Annotated in this window: 20 protein-coding genes and 2 pseudogenes; 8 read left to right on the top strand and 14 right to left on the bottom strand. The window is 42.1% G+C overall.

The features are described 5' to 3' along the window. Positions 1–3 precede the first annotated feature (3 nt). Together ccoO and ccoN are read right to left on the bottom strand one after the other, a co-directional pair. Positions 4–624 (bottom strand): cytochrome-c oxidase, cbb3-type subunit II, encoded by a 621-nt coding sequence (ccoO, locus tag ACED41_RS05405; RefSeq protein ID WP_017059643.1) that lies wholly within the window; start codon positions 622–624, stop codon positions 4–6. Between the two features lie 11 nt (positions 625–635). Then, on the bottom strand, positions 636–2069 hold the full coding sequence (gene ccoN, locus ACED41_RS05400) for a cytochrome-c oxidase, cbb3-type subunit I (protein ID WP_009846707.1): 1434 nt from the start codon (positions 2067–2069) through the stop codon (positions 636–638). Positions 2070–2321: 252 nt separating this feature from the next. Here ccoN and ACED41_RS05395 point away from each other — a divergent pair, with 252 nt between their 5' ends. The 4 genes and pseudogenes from ACED41_RS05395 to ACED41_RS05380 all read left to right on the top strand — a co-directional run. Continuing rightward, entirely contained in the window at positions 2322–2687 is a 366-nt protein-coding gene (locus tag ACED41_RS05395; RefSeq protein ID WP_371724610.1) for a hypothetical protein, read from the top strand. A gap of 114 nt (positions 2688–2801) precedes the next feature. Beyond that, entirely contained in the window at positions 2802–3986 is a 1185-nt protein-coding gene (locus tag ACED41_RS05390; RefSeq protein ID WP_371724609.1) for an FIST signal transduction protein, read from the top strand. After that, positions 3986–5707, top strand: a complete 1722-nt coding sequence (locus tag ACED41_RS05385; protein ID WP_371724608.1) for an ATP-binding protein — start codon at positions 3986–3988, stop codon at positions 5705–5707. The genes ACED41_RS05390 and ACED41_RS05385 overlap by 1 nt, the downstream gene beginning before the upstream one ends. Positions 5708–6011: 304 nt before the next feature. After that, positions 6012–6536: pseudogene (locus ACED41_RS05380) on the top strand (helix-turn-helix domain-containing protein); the annotation flags it as partial. Between the two features lie 61 nt (positions 6537–6597). Here the strand turns inward: ACED41_RS05380 and ACED41_RS05375 are convergent. Beyond that, a pseudogene (locus tag ACED41_RS05375) lies at positions 6598–6759 on the bottom strand (M15 family peptidase); the annotation flags it as partial. 208 nt (positions 6760–6967) lie between these two features. On the opposite strand from ACED41_RS05375, the gene ACED41_RS05370 reads away from it, so the two are divergent. Both ACED41_RS05370 and ACED41_RS05365 read left to right on the top strand, forming a co-directional pair. After that, on the top strand, positions 6968–7642 hold the full coding sequence (locus ACED41_RS05370; protein WP_108100428.1) for a hypothetical protein: 675 nt from the start codon (positions 6968–6970) through the stop codon (positions 7640–7642). A gap of 448 nt (positions 7643–8090) precedes the next feature. Next, positions 8091–8693, top strand: a complete 603-nt coding sequence (locus ACED41_RS05365) for a DUF2971 domain-containing protein (RefSeq protein ID WP_371724607.1) — start codon at positions 8091–8093, stop codon at positions 8691–8693. A 100-nt stretch (positions 8694–8793) separates the two neighbouring features. Here ACED41_RS05365 and ACED41_RS05360 read toward each other — a convergent pair whose 3' ends face one another. The 4 genes from ACED41_RS05360 to matP form a co-directional block, all read right to left on the bottom strand. Then, a complete protein-coding gene (locus tag ACED41_RS05360; protein WP_065585053.1) occupies positions 8794–10014 on the bottom strand; it encodes a hypothetical protein in 1221 nt (406 codons plus the stop codon). 144 nt (positions 10015–10158) lie between these two features. Next, positions 10159–10470: a hypothetical protein gene (locus tag ACED41_RS05355; protein ID WP_017059671.1), complete on the bottom strand. Its 312-nt coding sequence runs from the start codon at positions 10468–10470 to the stop codon at positions 10159–10161. A 105-nt stretch (positions 10471–10575) separates the two neighbouring features. Further along, positions 10576–10884: a DUF3634 family protein gene (locus ACED41_RS05350; RefSeq protein WP_017059672.1), complete on the bottom strand. Its 309-nt coding sequence runs from the start codon at positions 10882–10884 to the stop codon at positions 10576–10578. A 23-nt stretch (positions 10885–10907) separates the two neighbouring features. Then, a complete protein-coding gene (gene matP, locus ACED41_RS05345) occupies positions 10908–11363 on the bottom strand; it encodes a macrodomain Ter protein MatP (RefSeq protein WP_065585052.1) in 456 nt (151 codons plus the stop codon). A 189-nt stretch (positions 11364–11552) separates the two neighbouring features. Here matP and ACED41_RS05340 point away from each other — a divergent pair, with 189 nt between their 5' ends. Together ACED41_RS05340 and fabA are read left to right on the top strand one after the other, a co-directional pair. After that, positions 11553–13205 carry an AAA family ATPase gene (locus ACED41_RS05340; protein ID WP_371724606.1) on the top strand — a complete coding sequence of 551 codons (1653 nt, stop codon included), beginning with the start codon at positions 11553–11555 and terminating at the stop codon, positions 13203–13205. A 70-nt stretch (positions 13206–13275) separates the two neighbouring features. Next, the gene (gene fabA, locus ACED41_RS05335) at positions 13276–13791 is read left to right on the top strand and encodes a bifunctional 3-hydroxydecanoyl-ACP dehydratase/trans-2-decenoyl-ACP isomerase (protein ID WP_371724605.1); all 516 of its coding nucleotides are present in this window, start codon (positions 13276–13278) and stop codon (positions 13789–13791) included. Between the two features lie 252 nt (positions 13792–14043). Here fabA and rmf read toward each other — a convergent pair whose 3' ends face one another. The 7 genes from rmf to pyrD form a co-directional block, all read right to left on the bottom strand. Continuing rightward, complete coding sequence (gene rmf / locus ACED41_RS05330) at positions 14044–14217, bottom strand: ribosome modulation factor (protein WP_017059676.1); 174 nt, start codon at positions 14215–14217, stop codon at positions 14044–14046. Positions 14218–14377: 160 nt separating this feature from the next. After that, positions 14378–16081, bottom strand: a complete 1704-nt coding sequence (locus ACED41_RS05325; RefSeq protein WP_371724604.1) for a DUF3466 family protein — start codon at positions 16079–16081, stop codon at positions 14378–14380. A 9-nt stretch (positions 16082–16090) separates the two neighbouring features. Continuing rightward, on the bottom strand, positions 16091–18007 hold the full coding sequence (locus ACED41_RS05320; RefSeq protein ID WP_017068914.1) for an ABC transporter ATP-binding protein: 1917 nt from the start codon (positions 18005–18007) through the stop codon (positions 16091–16093). After that, positions 17985–18245, bottom strand: coding sequence for a glutaredoxin family protein (locus ACED41_RS05315; RefSeq protein ID WP_019823251.1), 261 nt, complete (start codon positions 18243–18245; stop codon positions 17985–17987). Before ACED41_RS05315 ends, ACED41_RS05320 begins: the two co-directional genes overlap by 23 nt. A 25-nt stretch (positions 18246–18270) precedes the next feature. Beyond that, positions 18271–20391, bottom strand: coding sequence for a bifunctional 23S rRNA (guanine(2069)-N(7))-methyltransferase RlmK/23S rRNA (guanine(2445)-N(2))-methyltransferase RlmL (rlmKL, locus tag ACED41_RS05310; RefSeq protein WP_017059679.1), 2121 nt, complete (start codon positions 20389–20391; stop codon positions 18271–18273). A gap of 507 nt (positions 20392–20898) precedes the next feature. Then, positions 20899–21447 (bottom strand): cell division protein ZapC, encoded by a 549-nt coding sequence (locus ACED41_RS05305; RefSeq protein WP_017063848.1) that lies wholly within the window; start codon positions 21445–21447, stop codon positions 20899–20901. A 206-nt stretch (positions 21448–21653) separates the two neighbouring features. Further along, positions 21654–22664, bottom strand: a complete 1011-nt coding sequence (gene pyrD, locus ACED41_RS05300) for a quinone-dependent dihydroorotate dehydrogenase (protein ID WP_136974293.1) — start codon at positions 22662–22664, stop codon at positions 21654–21656. Positions 22665–22686 lie beyond the last annotated feature (22 nt).

Genomic DNA, 22686 nt, shown 5'->3' with positions numbered 1-22686 from the left:
TCCTTATTTCATTGCGTGGCCAAGCGATTGAAGGTAAGCGATGATTGCATCCATCTCTGTTTTTCCTTCAACATCTTGTTTAGCGTTAGCAATTTGTTCGTCTGTGTAAGGAACACCAAATTGATTACGGAAGATTTCAAGCTTCTGTTTAGTCAATTTGCCATCAAGTACATTCTCAGCAAGCCATGGGAAACCAGGCATGTTTGATTCAGGAACAAGTTCGCGAGGGTCGATAAGGTGAACGCGGTGCCACTCATCAGAGTAACGATCACCAACACGCGCTAAATCAGGACCAGTACGCTTAGAACCCCATAGGAATGGGTGTTCCCAAACGCTTTCGCCAGCTACAGAGTAGTGACCGTAACGTTCAGTTTCAGAGCGGAAAGGACGAATCATTTGGCTGTGACATACGTTACAACCTTCGCGAATGTAGATATCACGACCTTCCATTTCCAGAGCAGAGTAAACACGTAGATTTTCTACAGGTTCAGTAGTCTGCTTTTGGAAAATAAGTGGGGTAATTTCTACTAAAGCACCAAAACTGATAGCAATAACGATAAGAATCGCTAGTAGGCCAACATTCTTCTCTACCAACTCATGGCGATTATTTGAATTTGAGCTCATTCTAAATCTCCTTAAGCCGGTTGAGGGATAGCTTTAAGGCTATCTTTAGGTGCAGAAACAGTTTTGTACGTGTTGTATGCCATTAAGAACATACCAGATAGGAAGATGAAACCACCTAAGAAACGTACAAAGTAGAACGGGTAAGACGCTTCTACAGATTCAACGAAGCTGTAAGTTAATGTACCGTCAGAGTTAACTGCACGCCACATCAGACCTTGCATCACGCCAGAGATCCACATTGCTACAATGTAGAAAACCGTACCAATCGTTGCTAACCAGAAGTGAACATTGATTAGGGATACAGAGTACATACGCTCTTGACCAAATAGTTTAGGAACTAAGTGGTAAACCGAACCGATAGAAACCATTGCAACCCAACCTAACGCACCAGAGTGAACGTGACCGATAGTCCAGTCCGTGTAGTGAGATAGTGCGTTAACCGTTTTGATTGCCATCATTGGGCCTTCGAAAGTCGACATGCCGTAGAATGATAGAGAAACGATTAGGAAACGTAGGATTGGGTCGTAGCGAAGCTTATGCCACGCACCAGATAGAGTCATAATACCGTTGATCATACCACCCCAAGATGGAGCAAACAGAACCAAAGACATAACCATACCTAGAGATTGAGTCCAGTCAGGAAGTGCAGTGTAGTGTAGGTGGTGAGGACCAGCCCAGATATACAGAGACACGAGAGCCCAGAAGTGAACAATCGACAAACGGTAAGAGTAAACAGGGCGACCAGCTTGTTTAGGAACGAAGTAGTACATCATGCCTAGGAAACCAGCTGTCAATAGGAAGCCTACCGCATTGTGTCCGTACCACCATTGCACCATTGCATCGATCGCTCCGGAATAAATCGAGTACGATTTAAACGCAGAGACAGGAACAGCTAGGCTGTTAACGATGTGCAACACGGCAACCGTGATAATGAAGGCTCCGAAGAACCAGTTTGCTACGTAAATGTGCGATGTCTTACGTTTAATCATGGTTCCGAAGAACACGACCGCATAAGCTACCCACACAAGAGTAATAGCAATATCGATTGGCCATTCAAGTTCTGCGTATTCTTTACCAGAGGTTAAACCTAACGGTAAAGTAATTGCAGCGGACAGGATAATCGCTTGCCAACCCCAAAAGGTAAAGGCTACGAGAGGGCCACCAAAGAGACGCGTCTGACAGGTACGTTGTACAACATAATATGATGTTGCAAACAGCGCACTTGTACCGAACGCAAAAATAACCGCATTAGTATGCAGGGGACGTAAACGACTGTACGTCAACCACGGCGTATCAAAGTTTAGCTGTGGCCAAACTAATTGAGCGGCAATCAAAACACCAACGCCCATACCGACAATACCCCACAAAATTGTAACTAGGGTAAATTGACGGACGACCGTATAGTTGTAGTTTTGTTCAAGCTGCTTTTCTTGGCTCATTTGCATGCTTCCAATTTCTTATTTACTACACTTTACTTCCAACACGACTCACGTCGTAATGCCACCCAAATTAGAAAAGGAAATTCAGCCTATTCAGGGCTTTATTTCCACTTGCTGATTTTAAAAAAAAGTGGCATTTTCAACGCGACACTATACTTGAATTAACAAATCAATGACAGAGTAGTAACCTTACGCTTGGTCTGGAATTGGATTTTTATTTAAAAACTTTGAACTTTGTAACAAGGAGTAAAGATTATAATGGCGGCACAAAAGCTAACAAAAGGCAGGCTTGTTCAAATTATCGTCATGTTGGTTATTTTAATAGCTGCATTTACTTGGAGAACAGTAACATACGATAATAACGAAACAGTAAACTGTATAGTTTCAAAACCTTGTAAATTTGGCATTGATAATCATAATGTTTCAGTTTCAAGCAATAACCTAGGGTATTCGATCGAAACATCTAAAACTGGCAAATTTATCATTAGCTATAATGAAAGCGGAATTCTGGAAGAAAAAAGACCATCAAATTGGCTGTTACAAACTAGTGATAAGACCTCCTCAATAACGGTTACATTTCCACAACAGGTGAGCACGTTTTCTGTAAACCTTTCTAAGGAGTAACAGAGAGAAACTGGGGCACACCTCGGTTCTTTTGATAGAAACATGTACCAAATCAGTGAAACACAATGCATTAAAGTGTTATAAAGAGAGCATTAATAAAGTTACCCAGAATCTATGAAATTTCTATCAAAAGTCTCTTACTCCCTAGACGATAAAATCGCAGTAGATGAGTTGCTCAGCGGGGTGGAAAACCCTGACGATATTGCTTGTCTTATTTGCTACTGCACAGAAGAGTATTCGACACTCGCTGTGCAGAGATATTTCGTAGATGCTCTCCCGAACACTCCCATACATGGCTGTACTACTTGTCACGGCATTATGACCGAAACTGGTTTTCATTCTGGTCCAGTCATTGGCGTCCTCATTATTTATGACTCGGGGATCAACGCCTATGGTACGGGAATCGAACATTTCAGCGACTCCATAGACCGCAGTACCTTCAGCGCGATAGACAAAGCACTCAAGAACGCCAACCGAGAAGGTGAAATTCCTGATCTTATCTTGCTGCATTCCACACCGGGTAACGAAGAAAAGGTGATGGCGGCTATCGATAAGAAATTTGGTACTGAAGTGCCAATTATTGGTGGCAGTGCTGCAGACAACCAGGTTTCCGGAAATTGGAGTATCTTCACCGAAGAGTCGCTGTCTATAAATGGTGTGTCTTTAACGGTAGTGTTTGCGTCTCAGTCCATCTATTCCTCTTTCAGCGCGGGTCATACGCCTACGCGGTATTCAGGCACCGTGACCAAAGTAAGAAACCGAATTTTGTTGGAGATAGACCACAGGCCAGCCGTCACCGTTTACAACGAATGGACTAATTTCCACTTAGATGGCAGTGATGATGGCTACATATTCGAAAAGTCGTCAGTCTACCCATTAGGCAGGAAAGTCGGCTCTTCTTACGATTACCCATATTTCAAATTGTCTCATTCGATCAGAGAGACGGAGTGTAATGGGATTGAGCTGTTCACAGACATCAGTGAAGGCGACACCATCTACCTGATGCAAGGGTCTAAGCAGCAGTTGATTAGCCGCGCCGCGAATATCATTCACTCCTCATACTACAACGACATGGATCTTGAAGAGAAACTAGGGGCGATCAATATCTTTTGTGCAGGCCCAATGTTGAACCTTAAACAAGATATGGATGAGGTTTGTGACCAAATAAATCAAGCACTTAATGGGCTCCCATACATATGTCCATTTACGTTTGGTGAACAAGGCAGGCTCTCTGGTGACGAGAATGCACACGGGAATTTAATGGTATCGTCTGCAACGTTTTATAGGTTGAAAAAGTAATGGTTTCTGAAGGTCAAGAAGCGCTGCAAGAAGCACGTATTGAACTGCAAAAACTAAAAGCCCGTGAGCGAAAGCTGGCTGAAGAGAACAGGGTGATCTTATCAACCATCTCTGCGATCAGTAAGGCAAGTAACATATCTGAGATATTCTCCAGTCTCGAGTTCGTGCTCAAAAAATACATTAAGTTTGATGACTTTATCGTGGTATCAAGGGTAGGGAACGAAGGCAGTTTCAAAACCCTGCTAAGCAATAACAAAGTCTTCGAAGAGATGAATTGGAGTGATTGTGGCAAGTTATCTCGAGTGATCAATGGAGAATGCGCCATCCTTTTTGAACCCAAGTCTCTGGGTGAATTCAATTCCTTACATCCCATTATCCTCGATCAAATCAACTCTGTTCTAATTACTGGTATCGATAGCGGACTAACACAATCCGTCATCATCTTTATCCACTCGAATACCAAGCACTTTAGTATTGAAACTAAGGCCACACTAAACCGTTTTCGACCGTTGATAGAGCGTGCTGTTTTCGATATTGAGAACAAAGAAAAGCTTGAAGCAACCGTTCGAGAACGTACCGCAGAGCTTGTCACAGCAAGAAAAGACGCAGAAAGAGCCAACAAGGCCAAGTCTGAATTCCTCGCGATGATGAGTCATGAATTAAGAACACCGCTAAATGCCATAATTGGCCTAATAGACGCCCTAAAATCCACATCATTGAACGAAGAACAACAGTCTATACTGCTTAATATGAGCACTTCATCTGAGCTATTGTTGGCAATTATCAGTGACGTATTGGATTTTTCTAAGATTGAATCTGGGTGTTTCTCGTTGGCTCCTCAATGGAGCAACGTAAGAGACACTGTAACTTTTGTATTATCTGAACAAAAGAAGACAGCAGACGATAAAGGTTTGCCGCTAACAGTAACTAGCGATATCCCTGAAGGTGAACTTCATTACATCGACCCAAGTCGCTTGGCACAGATCCTATTTAATTTGATCGGTAACGCGATTAAGTTCACTGAGCGTGGGCATGTCCATGTTTCTATAAAGTACCAGCAGAGCTCTTTCTATATAACGGTGGAAGACACAGGGATTGGCATTAGCTCGCAACAACTTTCGTCGCTGTTCAGTCCATTTGTGCAAGCTGATAGCACAATCACACGTAGATTTGGTGGCACAGGTTTAGGCTTGGCCATCACTAAAAGACTGGTTGAACTGATGCGCGGGCGCATATCGGTAAAGAGTGAGCCTGGAAAAGGCTCCAAATTCGAAGTACAGTTGCCAGTGCTTACTAGAGTTACGAATAATCTGGCTAACAAAGAAGACGAATCTTCACGAGAGTTAAGAAGCCGTTATTCCGTGTTAGTTGTCGAAGACAATCCAACGAATCAAATGGTGATAAAGTTAATCCTTACAAGACAAGGCCACGAGGTTTTCATCGCAAGTAATGGTGAAGAAGCGATTGGCTTTATTGAAAGAGGCAACGAATCAATAGACATTATCTTAATGGATGTGTCGATGCCGGTCATGGATGGATTAACCACAACCAAATACATGAGAGACGCAAACATCAAAACACCAATCGTTGCGCTAACAGCACACACATCAGTAGAAGACAAATGTTCGTGCTTAGATGTCGGCATGAATGATTTCGTGACCAAGCCAGTAAGAACTAAAGAGATCACAGAAGCAATTGATCGATTAATGCTTGAAGTCTAATAAACGTATTCTTAATCGAAGATTAGGATATATGTTTATTAGGTATTTTATGGTAAATAGCCTTACTGTTAAATAGAACGCCAATTTGGTAGATAAACAAAAGGCAGGGCATCACACAAAGACCTGCCTTGTAAAAGCCAAAGTCAATTTAACATAATATACATAATACGCACTGAATCTGAGTGTAAGCCCCAGATAGTAATGTCACTTTTGAGCTAGATTAAAATGTCACCTTAGTACTGGTTGCTGACTACATTTCATGTACCAGCTTCGGTTACTAAGGACTACTGAGATGTTGATTGCCATGAGTGAAAAAGAAATTAGTCGATTCAAAGTTATTCAAGACGTCTGTGAACATCGTTTGCGTCGTACTGATGCGGCAGAGATACTTTCGTTAAGTGAGCGTCAAGTTCAAAGGTTAATGAACAAACTACGTGAACATGGTGCGGCTAGTTTAACCCATGCTTCTAGAGGTAAACCCAGTAATCGGCGTTATTCTGACGAATATCGCAAAGAGATTCTTTCGACTATCCATAAACACTATTCTGATTTCTCGCCCACATTTGCACGTGAAAAGATCATAGAAAATCATAATTTAGCTATCTCGTTAGAGACACTTCGCCAATGGATGATTGCCGACAATCTTTGGATCCCGCACTCACAACGAAAACCTAGAGTCTATCAACCTCGTTACCGTCGAGACTGTCTTGGAGAATTGATTCAGATAGATGGCTCACATCATGACTGGTTTGAAGGCCGAAGCGACAAATGCTGCCTATTGGTGTTCATTGATGATGCAACTGGCCGCTTGATGAACCTAAGATTCAGTTATTGATTAAGCTGTTTATACGTCGCTACGCTACCGATCACAAGATTCAGTAACGCGCTAATCATGGGTACACCAAACGATTCAATTCAACGTGTGGACCATCTCTAATGCTTTTCCATTCACCGCCCCAAAAGTCCAATGTCACGTTGTTGTTTTCATCGTAAGCCACGAAATCAATCGCATGCCCGGATTGATGACGACTTGGACGTTTGTGGCCGTCAAGTTAGCTTAAGCCCTCCTGATTGAGTTGGTATGAGCATTTGTTTTTATGTAGCAAAGAACGAGTCCTATCAAAAACACGGTTTCTCGATTCAATGAACCAATCAATACCACCAATCAGGTAGTCAAAATAACCATTTTAAATCAATGATATAAAAGTAGTTGCAAGTTTCATCTATACTCCGTCGCTGTATTAAATCGGAGCCAAAATTTTGCAAACAAACAATGACCAAAAGCAAGCAATTATCTTATGCGCACTACTAATCATCGGATCTACTTTCTTTAATGTTGACCTAATGGTGGCGAGTACTGGTGAGCAAGTCATCTCCTTTGTTTCTGCGTTTATCACATACGTTGCCATTATTTGTTTGTTCTTACGATTCACTAATGTGGACGTTATCAGTTCTAATTATCGAATCTTGATCGGTGTTAGTTTTGTTGGCATGACGATCTTAGAGAATGTTTACCCGGTCATCCTGTACAGTGACCAAATATTTATTACTGAGTACTACGTTATCTTTTGCATCGAACTCGTTCTAAGTATCTACGTTACGAACGTCATAATTAATGTATCCAATATACTTGGCATGTTGGGAAGGCTCTCTCTACTCGATTCATTGCAGGCGAAGAGAAAAGTAAGACGAGATTCAAAAGCTGAAGCAACTCGGGTATATAAAAAACTCTATCCAGTATTGGAGCTCCTTCTTGATCAAGGCTATAGTTTTGATTCACTGGAAGTTAAAGGTATTGTTAAAGTGTTAGGCGACTTGCCAGCATTGGGAAAGAAGCGAAAGAACTTCGCTAAATCTTATCTCAGAGATGAATTCACATTACGTAAGTTACCGCGTGATCCTTCACACTTAAAAGGGCAAACGCTGTGGCATTAATATCTTCAGATAAAACACTGACACCTAAATCAATTGTCCGTTAGCGCACTTCGGCATTGCATCAACAGACGTGTCAGACCAATCGACTTACGTCATCGCTAGATAAAGCGTTAAACACACTATCGCACTCTCATTGGTAAGGCCGTATGCCATCAATTTTCGGCCTTTCTGGGCTGTAGCTAGTTTCAGCCTCAAGAAGGAGTTGTTAAAACTTCCGAGCAATCCAACAAGTTACGTTGTATCTTCTGTAAAAAGTTACAACTTGAACGCTTTGCCCCTAACGCAAAATAAACCACTTTAACAGGCTACTATTTCGTGTTTAAATTTTTATCTATCAAACAGTTATACGAATAAATTTGGTGATTAAGCAATCAAATGCTATGCATTCAATCCTTAAAAGTAAATTAAAGTGTTAACATCAGGCAATTTTGTAAACTAGGTGTTTGATATGTTGCCTAAACTTTATAAGTTCAGATCGCTCCACGACAGAAACATACAATCTATTTCCGAGTGTTCGTTGTGGTTTGATTACGCTAAAACTTTTAATAACCCTTTTGAATCTAACCACGCATTCAACAAAGAGCTTCAACAAAACTTTAAGATCATGTGTTTCTCTCAGTCGAACGACCACCCAATACTATGGTCGCAGTATGGTGACAACTTTAAAGGCATGTGTATCGAGTATGATCTCAACTGCTATAACGGCGAGGCCAATCTCAACTGTTTTGAAGTCCAGTATGAAGACGAACCGAATATGTTCCGCCCGGCATCGCTAAGAGGTTTACAAACATCAAGACTGGGAGCTGAGATATTCAAAATTAAGCATTCTAATTGGCGTTATGAAAAGGAATACCGCTGGGTATTACCTGATGACGAGATGATCGAAAATAAACTCTACCTTAATAGAGAGTGCCTAAGCTCGGTGATTCTGTCAGAGCACGCTCCTGCCGACAGGAAATTGAAAGTTCTGATGACTTGCCAGCGCCTTGGTATCCCTGTTAAACACGCAATAGCAAAGCAAGAGTCGTTTACCTTCGAAGTGGTCAGTTAAGTAGAGTGTAATCCTACTGTTTAGCGCCAAAACAAGACATTCACATAAAGTTACAGCGCAACAAAAAAGAGAGCGACATTAATGAGACTCTCTCTTTTTATTACATGTTCACCGTAAGCTTTCCCAGTACTTTATCTTGCATCTGCTCAATCGTCGCGATAGACATTTGAACAGTTGAAAACCAATAAGGTCGGTGCTTAACGTTAAATAGTTCACTATTATCTAACGCCTCGAAAACAGAATATTTTCTACCTTGAGCCAAAGCTGCACCATAAACCGTTCGCTCAAGTACTGGAATGTCATTCACTTCCTCTAGAAGTGCCCTCTTGATGAACTGATTTCCAGGGCTCCAATCTATAAATTCAACGAGGTTTTTTAGTAGCTTAAGCTCTAGCTGCTCGACCATTGATTCAAGAAACTGTGTGTTTGGCATCACCTCAGTACAAGCATAATATTCGTCATGCTTGTCACTTGCTTCACGATAACCAAGCATCGTTTTTACCAATGCGTCTTCAAACGTTGAAGAAAAGTGGTTACAAATTAAAAACAAAGGCAGAACTCTCAACACACCAAGTAAAATGCCTACGTTAGGATCTTTAACCGACGTTTCTTGAAGTCGAATTCGAGTCGCATTTGACGTCACGACCAAGTGTTGCCAAACCTTAGGTGTGATGTGTTTAATGTTGCCATCATTCCACTTAATCAGCTGTTGACTCATTAACAATGGGAACAATAAACGACAATTTTCTATTCCTATTTGTCGTGCTGCAACTTTTGGATCGAGAATTACCTTAGATTTCTTTCCATATTTATCTGCAAACTCTTGATTGGAAACAAACTCGATTAAACTTGAGCTCAATGGCCTACTTTTCGCGGATATTTCATGGAGTTTGGAAAAGTTTAAAGATGGCGAATACGCAACACTAGCGAACTGATTGTAATCGGGTAAGTCTGAAAACAACGAACTTATTAAGGTACCTTGAAGCTTCTCAAGCATTAGCGCAGAAGCGGCATTGCTGACATCATCGATAACGTATCGTAAGGTTTGTTGCTTCGCGTCGACTTTTTCACGATGAGCATTGACTCTATCCTGCTCGCAGCGCAATAAAATACGTTGATTGTGAGATATGCGGTCAGATTCATCAAATATGACACTATCACAATACCTATTTTCCAAACTTAGTAACGTGTCTACTGTAGATTGTGCGAGCTTATATTCAGGTGAGATTAACCATCGATTAAAGCGAGCTTCAACATTGATTGAGACCTTCCTTGAGATCTCAACTACTTCAGGGGTATAACTTTTATTTGCTAACAACAACCGTGACTTTCCTTTGCCGTAAATGCTCTTGTATCGGCATATCCTGCCTTTATAACAAAACTAATATTAATAGAAATTAGAGATTGGTTCACGAAATTGTTTCAATAAAATCAAGGATATTTAGTTATAGTGCGTTGAGAGTGGCTAGTGTGTGATATGTAGCCGGATATACTTTTCTGGAAAGCTGTATTTGAACCTTTTCTTCGTCGGTAGGTGTTTTTTCGCCTGCTTGCAAACTTTACTATCTCCAGACGTTCTCACCTTTTTGATTCTTGCATAACCTTTAGAGTGCTTCATCTCAATCATCAGATCGCAATAACCCTCGAAATCAACATTACTCTTGTTGAGCCCTTTCATGACGGTGACTTTTATCTTTTTAGCTACAGGATTAACCAATGCATCGTCGGGAAAAGCGACTGGGGATAAAAAACATAATAGTAATACTAGATATCTCATACTGCTCTCTCTTTGTTGAGGGTGAGAACAGTATGCGGAGATTTAAGAAAAATGAAGGATTAACTTAGTATGAATATTGACCAGCTAACGCGTAACTCTCAACGATTACGCTTTCTTTGAGCCTTTAGACTTAAAACCATTATGCGGGAACACGTTACGAATACGTTGCTGTACGTTTTTAGGAACATCTTTAGTGAACTTGAGATTGTAACCAGAACGTTTTGCATACACTTTTAGCTCGCCTTTAAAGGTATTGTTATGACCAATCTCTTGAAGGTTGTGTTTAAAGCTCGGTGGAAGATGCCCTTTAACTTGTTCGATCGCCCCGTCGCTAAATTTAATTTTCAATACCGGTCGGTCGACTGCTACTAACCAAAAAACTAATACCGCACCGATTAAGATTACGTACATCATAATGTCACCACTACTGTTGATGGTTATTTATCGTCAGAAAGGAGCTTGCTTAAGTCTTCTTTGAGGCTAGTCACCGTCTTGCTGGCCTTCTCACTACGAGACGCTTCGCTAACCAAATACTCGATGGCATCTGAGAGCGTACAACCTAGCTCGTTCGCACGTTGAGATAGCTTTTCCCATACACGGTAATCAAGGTCGATTGATTTCTTCTTTGTATGAACTTGTTCAGCATTGAAGTGGCGTTTTCGCTTAGCTCTGATCGCTTGTTTAAGCTTGTTATCGAGCTCAGGAGACATGTTGTTAGATATCCACTCAGGGACACCTGTAGGTTGGTGTTCAAGCTTCAATAAGGCTTTAACAGCAACGTCAGCTTCACTTGAATCTATGTGGCAGGTGATCGACTCGCCTTCTTTCCATTTTTTGACCAGATAGTTCCATTTCCAACCACATTCCAAGTTTTCAAGTTGCTGATATTTCATGTCTAATCTCGAGAGTTAATCCTAGTGACAGCGTAACCCAAAATAGGCTATTTAACAATTATGATCTTGAAAGAATAGACCAAGATCATACTTATATTAGCTTAGTGATTAGTAACTACAACATAGAGCTACAAGCGAGATCGGTTTTTCTATATACTCCCTACCTCATTATCATAATCAGAAACTTAAATGACTCAAGTAGATTGGCGACATGTTACGCCTCAGTACGACGAATATAGCGCTCAATTAGAGCAATTCCCTGACATCTCGCCTTTCCCGTTTTCAGATATTCAACATAGATTCAAAGATGCGCTAACCCGCTTTGTCCGTTTGTCTAACCTTTCGCGTGTTTTACTTGTAAACGCTCCAGACAATTCGATCTATCGTCAAATGATTGTTGAATCTCTAGTCACTGCTTTAGATGATCACACTCTACCGGTTATAAAAACTGAGTCTTTAAATGCTGTCTCTCTGTTTGACCAAGTTCAGTCAAAAGACGGTAAGGTTGTAGCGACAAAGCCCGGCCTACTGGCTAGAGCAAACAACGGCTATCTGATCGTTTCAGCAAACTTGATCTTGGCCAACCCAGGAAGCTGGTTACTGCTTAAATCAGCACTGCTTGGTGAAGCCGTAGAACCAATCAGCAGTAATCCAGAGCACTTGAACCAATCCCCGACTTTGCCTTTGACTTACAACATTAAGTTGATTGTGGTTGGAGACAGAGCTCAACTAGGTGACCTTGATTACCTAGACAGCGATATTCAAACCGGTTTTTGCCTATTCAGCGAAATTGAACAGGACATTAAGCTCTCAGAAGACACTCTGACTCAATATCTTGGTTACCTTAAGTGGCTTCAACAACGCTATGAATTACCAAACATCACGCAACAAGCGTTGACTGGCATTCTTACTGCCGGAGCAAGAGAAACCGAAGATCAAAGCTATATCCCACTGTGCCCTATTTGGCACAACGCGTTATTGAACGAAGCTTTGATTGAAGCCGACAATGGTGAGATTGATATTCACCATATCCAGCAAGCTCAACAGCACAAATACAACCGTGAATCTTATCTACCAGAACGCGCCCTTGATGATATTCGTGATGGCCAAGTCATTATCGAAACTGAAGGTGAACAAGTTGGTCAAGTTAATGGATTGACGGTCATCGATGTACCGGGACACCCAATATCGTATGGTGAACCTGCACGAATTTCCTGTGTTATTCACTTTGGTGATGGTGATATTGCCGATGTTGAGCGCAAAGCCGAGCTGGGTGGTAATCTTCATGCTAAAGGCATGATGATCATGCAAGCATTTGTGAGCAGCGCACTAAACCTTGAAGATCCATTACCATACGCAGCTTCCGTAGTATTTGAGCAGTCTTACTGCGAAGTAGATGGCGATAGTGCTTCTCTTGCGGAGTTGTGTTCTCTGGTTAGTGCTTTGTCTGAATACCCTATCAATCAACAAATTGCGGTTACAGGTGCAGTTGACCAATTTGGACGTGTGCAAGCTGTTGGCGGGCTAAACGAGAAAATCGAAGGCTTCTACCATGTGTGTAAGCACAACGGCTTAACAGGCGAACAAGGTGTGATCCTTCCAAGATCGAACTTAAGGCATCTTGCACTAAAGCCTGACCTTATTGAAAGCATTAAGAATGAAGAATTCCATATTTGGTCTGTGTCTAATGTAGACGAAGCAATTCCTCTCATTATGAACAAACCATTTAGAGACGATGAACAAGAAAGCGTTCTGAGTAAAATCGCGGAACGTATTGAAAACTTTGAAAGACATGAGCACCCTATTGGAATCGTTGGACGCATTAAAAACTGGTTTGTCTAGTACTGATCGGACTTGTTTAGCGTACACCTGTTCACTAATATGCACCTATCAAAAATCGGAGTAATTGATAATGCAAAACAAACGTGATTCTTACACTCGCGAAGAGCTTCTAGCATCAAGCCAAGGCGAACTATGGCCACAAGGCCCTCAACTACCAGCACCGAACATGCTAATGATGGATCGCATCACTAAGATGTCTGAAACTGAAGGTGACTACGGTAAAGGTTTAGTTCTTGCTGAGCTGGATATTACTCCTGACCTATGGTTCTTCGACTGTCACTTCCCTGGTGATCCAGTAATGCCCGGTTGTCTAGGTCTTGACGCAATGTGGCAGCTTGTTGGCTTCTACCTTGGTTGGGTTGGCGGCAAAGGTAAAGGCCGTGCTCTAGGTGTTGGCGAAGTGAAATTCACTGGTCAAATTCTACCTACTGCGAAAAAAGTAACTTACGAGATCCACATGAAGCGTGTTGTTAACCGTCGTCTAGTTATGGGCCTTGCGGATGGTCGCGTACTTGTTGATGGTAAAGAGATCTACGTTGCTAAAGATTTGAAAGTTGGCCTTTTCCAAGATACGTCAGCATTCTAATCTAATAGTTAGATTTTTAGTAAAGCAGCCCATGGCTGCTTTATTTTCGTTCCAATAAATTTAGTTATAGTGCATTAAAATATCCCGTATTAAGCTTGAAACAGGATAAATCCACCAGCGATACGCTTATGATAGCGAAACTAGAATGCTACATAGCTCTGGGAGTCTTTGTATTGTTCTGAAACTAACAAGGCTCCAGCCGTTGTAATCAACAGACAATGGAGCCCTGACCTTGAATTCTTTACGCCCTATCTACTTATAGAGACCTGATTGCTTGTCATCTTTGGCGTCACGCCATCCACCTAACCAATAAGACCGAGAATCCATTTGGCTATATGGGCAAGCTTCTTGCGACCGTCCATTTAAACCAGCCTTGTAGCCTTGAGATTGTGCTCGTTCTAGTCGATCACGCTTTTGTCTCTTCATAGTGCAGTCCTCATACGGGTGTTCCATTTACTAACATACAATGATTACAACTTTACGGAGTTTTTGTGACTCCAACTTTAAGAATCGGTCAAATTTTCACTTTTCTCAAGGCGAAAAAAAGCCCGAGTTCAGAATTGTGAACTCGGGCCCAAGAGATAAATTATTTAAATTTTCTGCGGAACCCTAACAGACCAAGCACAGTCAAAGTTAACCAACCTAGGCTACCACCTTGACGATCAACTTTCTCTGAGTCGGCACTACGAGTTTGGATATCAGCTTTAGTTGCACCGGCAATTGGTACAAGCTTAACTGCAACAACCTCTTCTACCGCGTTAGATGACGCGCCACCACAGTATGAGTTGTGAGACGTTGTGTCATACGGTTGAGTCGTTCCTCCAACTGTACATTTGATAGCAGTAGCAGAGATCACACCAGCATCGTTAATGTCAGTAGCATCAATAATTCGGAACTTGTTGTTCTCTCCGGAAACATTGCCATCATTTGTTAGATCATCTAACCACCAAGCCTGACCGTTAAAGATGTCTACACGACGAGCTTCAGTTGATGAAGACACGTTATAAGGATATATAAAGCCTCTGTGTCTTCTTTCACTACCATCAACCTCACGAGTGGTTTCTGCATCTATTTGGCCAACAAACTCATTAAAGTTGTTAACTGCTTTAGCTTCACCGCTCGAACCGCCGAAGAATATACCACCAGACAAATACGTTGCTGTCGGGTTTTTAGCATCAGTTACAACAAAAATCTTGTTACCCGCACTACCACTTTCTGGCACATAACCATTACGCTTAGAATAACCAACAGCAAACAAATTCTGGTTAATATCAGTCGCAACGGAGTTACTGTATCTAGCATCGTCATTCGATGAACCAGACTTAACCTCTGCACCGCTAATTTGTGTAGTTGTCCATGTTGCGCTGGTAAGGTCAAGTGAATCGCTCACAAAAACACTGGCATTCATGTCTTGTAGGTCGCCATTGCCATCTGCTGTATTATAGCCAACACCATAGAAAACAGAGTTTGATTCAACAATTGAACGCATACTGCCTTGGGCAAAGTATTCATCTTGTTGAGCATTTCCACTTCTGATCCAATCAATCTCTTTTGTTGTAGTACCATCCCAGATAGCAGCTTTTGAGCTAAATGTTGTATCCGAAGTGTCTGTTTTTGGACCTGCCGTAGATACACTACCTACATTATAAACAGTACTGTTGCTTGCCGTAATCGCTTTCCATGCACGAGTTTCAGAGGTGCCAGTAGGCCCAGCCGTCGTCGTAAACATCGCATTATTACGGATACCACCTTCAGATTTAACACCTAGTGGTTGAGCATTATTATCTAGAGAGTTAATGACCGTATTGCGAGTTTCAAAAGTATCCCCACCTTCAACAAACGCTTTCGCATTTACGTGAGTAAGGTCATTTCTTTCCTTACTCCAAGTATCATTCCAACGGTTTTCAGCCCAACTTTCACATGTAGAATATCTCAGCTCTCGATAACAATAGTTTTCGAAATCATCACGCTCTTGAATGTACTGAAATGGTGCATCCATTGCGAATGGTACTTCTTCACGATAACTTACCGCTTCAAGCGTATCGCGAGTCTCACCAGCAAGTTTAAATGCACTATCGGTACAGTTGGTTGCAGCTGAATCGAAGCAACCTAACGCAAGCTCATTCGTTCCGTCTGTCGCAACACCAGGTTGAATCGCCACACCATAGATTTCAGAGGCACCTGTAATTGAAGGAGTGACTTCAACGACCTTGTAAAGCGCAGCATTGGCATTAGTTGCAGCTAAAACTAATGCTGCAACTGTAGTTAATTTAAATTTAGTACAAGTCATTATTACTTCTTAACTTTCCTGTTGTAGTGCCTCGAGCTCTTCCCAGCGCTCAAAAGCAACTTCAAGCTCCTGCTCTGCTGCAGATAGCTTATCTAAAACTGGTTGTGTCTGCTCTACAGATTTTGAAAAGAAGCTGGGATCGTTGACTTCTTCCTGAAGAGTTTCAATTTGAGTTTCCAATTCTTCTAAACGCATTGGTAGCGCTTCTAGTTCTCGTTGTAGCTTATACGATAACTTCTTAGGTTTAGCCTTAACTGGCGCAGTTTTGGGAGTTTCCTCAACTACTTTCTCGGGCTTTGATGGCTTTTCAACCTGTCGGTACTCTAATGCTTGCTTTCTTTGCTGCTGAGCATCGTGGTAACCACCAACAAATTCTTCAATAACGCCATTACCCTCAAAGATCCAACTTGTCATCACTGTGTTATCAACAAACTGACGATCGTGACTCACTAAAAGCAGCGTACCCTGATAGTTGGCAAGCAAATCTTCTAAAAGTTCCAAAGTTTCGATATCTAGATCGTTGGTTGGCTCATCGAGAATCAACAAGTTGTTCGACTTAAGGAAAATACGCGCCAATAACAGACGGTTTTTCTCACCACCAGATAGTGCTTTAACAGGAGTGCGAGCACGTTTTGGAGAGAATAAGAAATCTTGTAAGTAGCTTAGAGCATGACGCTCACGGCCACCTACGGTCACTTCTTGCTTACCATCCGCGAGGTTATCAATTACAGACTTCTCAGGGTCTAGAATTTCGCGGTATTGGTCAAAGTAAGCGACTTCAAGCTTAGTACCACAATGCAAACGACCTGAATCAGGCTTAAGCTGGTCAAGAAGCAGCTTAAGTACCGTACTCTTACCACAACCATTAGGACCGATCAGAGCAATACGATCACCACGCATGATGTTGAAGCTAAAGTCTTTAACAATCTCTTTGCCTTCAAAACCAAAGTTAAGATTTTCTGCTTCGAATACAATCTTGCCTGAACGCTGGCCATCGTCGATTTGGATAATCGCTTTGCCCTGCACTTCACGACGGTTCAAACGTTCTTCACGTAGCTTCTTAAGCGCACGAACACGGCCTTCGTTACGAGTACGACGAGCTTTGATGCCCTGACGAATCCAAACTTCCTCTTGAGCAAGCTTCTTATCGAATTCAGCGTTTTGCATTTCTTCAACACGAAGCGCCTCTTCTTTCTCAACAAGGTAATTTTCGTAATCGCCCGGGAAAGAGCTCAATTTACCGCGATCAAGATCGACAATACGTGTTGCCATCGATTTAATGAACGCACGGTCATGCGAGATAAAGATGATTGAACCGCGGAAGTCTTTCAGGAAGCCCTCTAACCATTCAATGGTTGCAACATCCAAGTGGTTAGTCGGTTCGTCGAGTAGAAGCACGTCAGGGTCACATACAAGCGCACGAGCAAGTGCCGCTTTACGTTGCCAACCACCAGACAAATCTGTCAGTTTGGTTTCAGCAGTCAGCTTAAGTGCTGCCAATACGTTACTTACACGATCTTCAAAACGCCATGCATTAGCATGATCCAGTTGTTCTTGAACGCGAGTAAGGCGGTTTAGATTCTTTTCACTTGGGTCTGTCGCGATGAGATCCAGAAGATCATGATAGATCTTCAGCTGTTCACCGATTTCAGCTAGGCCACCAGCAACGTAATCATAAACGGTACCTTGCTCATTGCGCGGTGGATCTTGTTCTAGACGAGACACAACCACATCTTGCGTGATTTGCATCTTACCGTCGTCCATGATGATGTTTCCAGATAGGATTTTCATCAATGTCGACTTACCAGCGCCATTGCGCCCTACTAAACACACACGTTCGTTTTCTTGCAGCACGAAGTCCGCACGATCTAATAATGGGTGATCACCAAACGCTAATTGCCCATTATGAATTGTAAGTAATGCCATTCTTCTTTAACCAATCATTAAGTTCTAACAAGCCAAATGGCCAGTTAAGCTCTGAGCTTTGAGAAAGGTCAGAGCTTTCAAATTTGAGCACCGGAATAGTGACCCCGTAACGGGAAAAGAGCTCATCATCAAATGCAATGTCAACAACGTTGACGTGATGGCTAATGTTTAACTGTTCCGTGAGTTGGAATGCCATCTCACATAGATGGCACCCTTCTGTACTGTAGAGAGTCAGCACTATATATCCTTATACGATCTCTTAACTACTTATGTGTAATCAACCAGCAGTTATGAATGTGCTTATTGCGAGAGAAGTCCAATGGAAGTGTCTTCGCTGAGATATTCTGAGCCTTAAGACCTAACTCATCTAGAGCTTCCAAGTCCATTTTGAAGTGACGCTTGTTGTTAGAGAACACAATCGTGCCTTCTTCACGAAGAAGACGTTTAAGGTTTTCCATCAGCTGAATGTGATCACGTTGAACATCGAAAGATTGATCCATACGCTTTGAGTTAGAGAACGTAGGTGGATCGATAAAGATCAGATCATAAGAACCCTGCTCTTTAGCTAGCCATTGTAGACAGTCAGCTTGAACAAACTGATGTTGACGACCAACACGACCGTTAAGCTCCATGTTCTCTTTCGCCCACTCTAGGTAGGTATTAGACATATCAACAGTAGTTGTAGAACGAGCACCACCCACAGCAGCATGAACAGATGCACTTCCTGTATAAGCAAACAAGTTTAGGAAATCCTTACCTGCGGCCATCTCACCGATACGACGACGAGTGATCTTATGATCTAGGAACAACCCGGTATCTAGGTAATCATGAAGATTAACAATCAGCTTAACGCCATACTCGTTCACTTCTAAGTTCGATGAGTCTTGAGCCAATTTCTGGTATTGAGAACGGCCTTTCTGTTTCTGACGAACTTTAAGCACAACGTTGTTTGCTTCTACGCCTGTTACTTGAATAGAAGCACGGATGATATCGGTTAAGCGACGTTTTGCCTTCTCTTCCGGTACATCTTTAGGCGCTGCGTATTCTTGAATCACAAGGTGACCTGGGTATACATCAATCGCTACATTGTATTCTGGTAGGTCAGCGTCGTAGATACGGTAGCAATCTAATTGCTCTTTCTTAGCCCACTTGCCAATTTTACCGATGTTCTTTTTAAGACGGTTCGCGAAATCAGGTGCAATCAATTGTTCTTGCTCGCCTGATGGACGCTCTGACATCGGACGATCTGAAATTGAGTAGTTCTTTTGGTGACACGGTAACGCACCGTTGTTCAACTTGAACTGTTTATCTGCACGCATGCGTAAGCAGCTTAGTAGCTCGTCTGAGCTAGAGAAGATAGATGCGTTACAGCCACCAAATTCAGCTTTAAGCTGTGCACCGAATGCTGTGTAAAGTGCAATAAGACCCGGCTCGGTACCAAGACGTTCACCGTAAGGCGGGTTAGAAACAATCACACCATCAGTAAACTCTGTGGGACGCTTAAGCTTTGCAGCATCGCCTACTTCGAATTCAATCAACTCTTCAACACCGGCACGACGAGCATTGTCACGCGCAGTTTTGATCATACGTTCATCATTGTCGTAGCCATAGAACTTACATTCCACTTTCTTAACACCACGACGACCTTGAACGTTCGCTTCAGCTTTCACTTCAGCCCATAGCTCAGGCTCGAAATCTTCTAGTGATTCAAAACACCACTTCTGACGTTTAACACCTGGAGCCATGTTTGCAGCCATCATCGCCGCTTCAATCACTAACGTACCTGAACCACACATTGGATCTAGGAAAGGCTTAGTTGCGTCCCAACCACTACGAAGAAGAATCGCGGCAGCAAGAGTTTCACGTAGTGGTGCTCGACCTGATTCAGGACGGTAACCACGTTGGTGAAGACCGCTACCTACCATATCAACACCAAGAATCGCTTTATCACGGTGTAAACGAACGTGGATACGAATGTCTGGGTTCTCTTTGCTAATAGAAGGACGAGGTAAAGACTTCTTCTCAAAGCAATCAACAACGGCATCTTTTACTTTCATCGCACCGTATTGGCTATTACGGATTTCGTTGTTCGTACCATTGAAGTCAACAACAAAACGCTTAGAGCTATGGAATTGATTTACCCAGTTAACCGCAGTGGTTGATAGGTACAAATCCATGTCGTCCATACAAGTGAATTCAGAAAGGACACGTACAAATCGAGAAGCCAAACGGCTCCACAAACAACAACGATAAATTTGCTCATTGGTCGCTTTGAATTTAACACCTGCTTGAACAGGTTTTGCGTTTGTAATCCCTAGTTGGGTTAGTTCTTCAACTAATAAATTCTCAAGGCCGTTTGAGGTAACCGCTAGATATTGATTCATAGTGTTCTTTTATTGATAAAAATGAGTTCGATTATACCTGAATTTATAACTAGAGCATCACACTAAACACGTCTTTTCATTGAATCTTTCGACTAACTGGCTAGCAAATGCACAGTCTTGAAGCGATCGCTTACCCACATCCCCTTAGAACATAAGACCTATCAAACCGACTTCATTTCTGACCACTTATTAACCAAAGTAGCAATGTGAATTTATATTCACCTCAAAACTGGTATATACCAAAGGAGATTTATGGATGAAATTTAGCTACAAAAGACCAAAAACAGGGAATAAAGACGGTAGATTTACTCTTCTGGCGATGAAAACGGGCAGAAATTAAGGTGAAAAAATAGTCGTAAGTTCACTATTTAAATGGTTAAGCCGTGATGTATTTATCAGGATGAGGTTTTTTAGGCACAAAAAAATCGGCTAATGAGCCGATTCTGAGGAAGGTTTATACGTTTGTGTGCTGCGATGCGTGGTTGAAATGATGTGCTAGATTAGAGGTTAACCTACCATCGCTATGTGTGTCTGATGAAGGATAGCGTTCGCGTCTACCATTCTATCGTGCATCACCTTGATTGAGTCTCCAAATCGCAGTCCTTTTGAAGGCGTTAACAGGAACTCTTCTAGGTCAACAAATGCACATAGGCTCGCACACTCTCCCACTTCTAATACAATGAAATACCCTAAGCTATGCTCGTTATTCATTTGTACAATATCCCCTTCTTGAGGATATTCATGGCCAGTACCTTGTGAGTCGAAGAACCAACTCTTAGGCTGTACAGGCTTATGGAAACGCTTTGCTGCCACACAATAGAGTGCTAATTCAGCTTGACGAGGCTCAGACAGTTCTAAGCCAGAAATTTGTTCTTTGAAGGTTTGGTATGAAGATGCGTCATCAACGGTGAATTCATTATCTCGAAACGCGCAGTCCACCAGCTTATTGCGGACCAGATTCGTTTTGAAAATCATATCCTCTCCGAGGTTTAGCATTAATGAACATTGCTGCTCATCGTAATACCAACTCCATGTATCGCTAGGTTTAAGCATCATTTCGTCTCACACTGTTGAACCATTCCATTAGGTAAAACGCAAAATTACCTTCAATTACAGTAATTTTACTGAGCAATAGGCAAAAAAAAAGAGGAAATGAATTCCTCTTTCTTGTCGCTTTTCTCTACAACTCAGTGAGTTACAGTGTCTCTTTTATTAAGACGATGCCAGATTGTCGCTTTTCAGAAATAAAAGCGTCTTGCCGTTTAAAGATTTTTAACGATGTCACCTACAAGGCCTGGACCTTTGTAAATGAAACCAGAGTAAACTTGTACAAGCTTAGCGCCTGCCATCATTTTCTCTTTTGCAGCAACATACGAATCAACACCACCTACCCCGATGATCGGCAGTTGGTCACCAAGCTCTTGATAAAGTTTACGAACAACTTCAGTACTGCGAGATTGAACTGGACGTCCACTTAGACCACCCGCTTCGTCGCAATGCTTCATGCCTTCAACGATTGAACGATCCAATGTCGTGTTTGTTGCGATCACACCATCGATCTTATTTTTGATCAATGATTCACAAATTTGGCTGATTTCATCGTCACTTAGATCCGGAGCAATCTTAAGAGCAAGAGGAACATATTTACCATGCTTCTCTTCCAGTTCAGTTTGTTTCGTTTTCAGTTCAGACAATAGATCGTCTAGTGCTTCGCCATATTGCAGAGAACGAAGTCCTGGAGTGTTTGGTGAAGAGATGTTCACAGCAATGTAACCAGCGTATTGATATACCTTCTCCATACAGATCAAGTAATCTTCAGCGCCCTTTTCAATTGGTGTGTCTTTATTCTTACCAATGTTAATGCCTAAGATGCCATCGTAGTTCGACTTCTTAACATTCTCAACAAGGTTGTCGACGCCTAAGTTGTTAAAACCCATGCGGTTGATGATACCTTCAGCTTCAACAAGACGGAATAAACGAGGTTTGTCGTTACCCGCTTGCGGACGTGGAGTCACTGTTCCTACTTCTACGAAACCAAAACCCATTGCGCCAAATGCATCAATACATTCGCCGTTTTTATCTAGGCCAGCAGCAAGGCCAACTGGGTTTTTAAAAGTAAGACCCATGCACTCTACAGGTCGGTGAGGTAATTGTTGGCGATACAAAAGATCAATAGGTGTGCCTGTGAAGCGCTTGAAATTTTGAATTGCAAGATCATGTGCCTTTTCGGCATCAAGTTGGAAAAAGCCAGTTCTGGCTAGACGGTAAAGCATTGTGCCTCCGATAGAAAAAAGC

The organism is Vibrio sp. 1F255 (assembly GCF_041439145.1).
GTDB lineage: Bacteria > Pseudomonadota > Gammaproteobacteria > Enterobacterales > Vibrionaceae > Vibrio > Vibrio crassostreae_C.
This window is presented reverse-complemented; position numbering and strand designations above follow the sequence as displayed.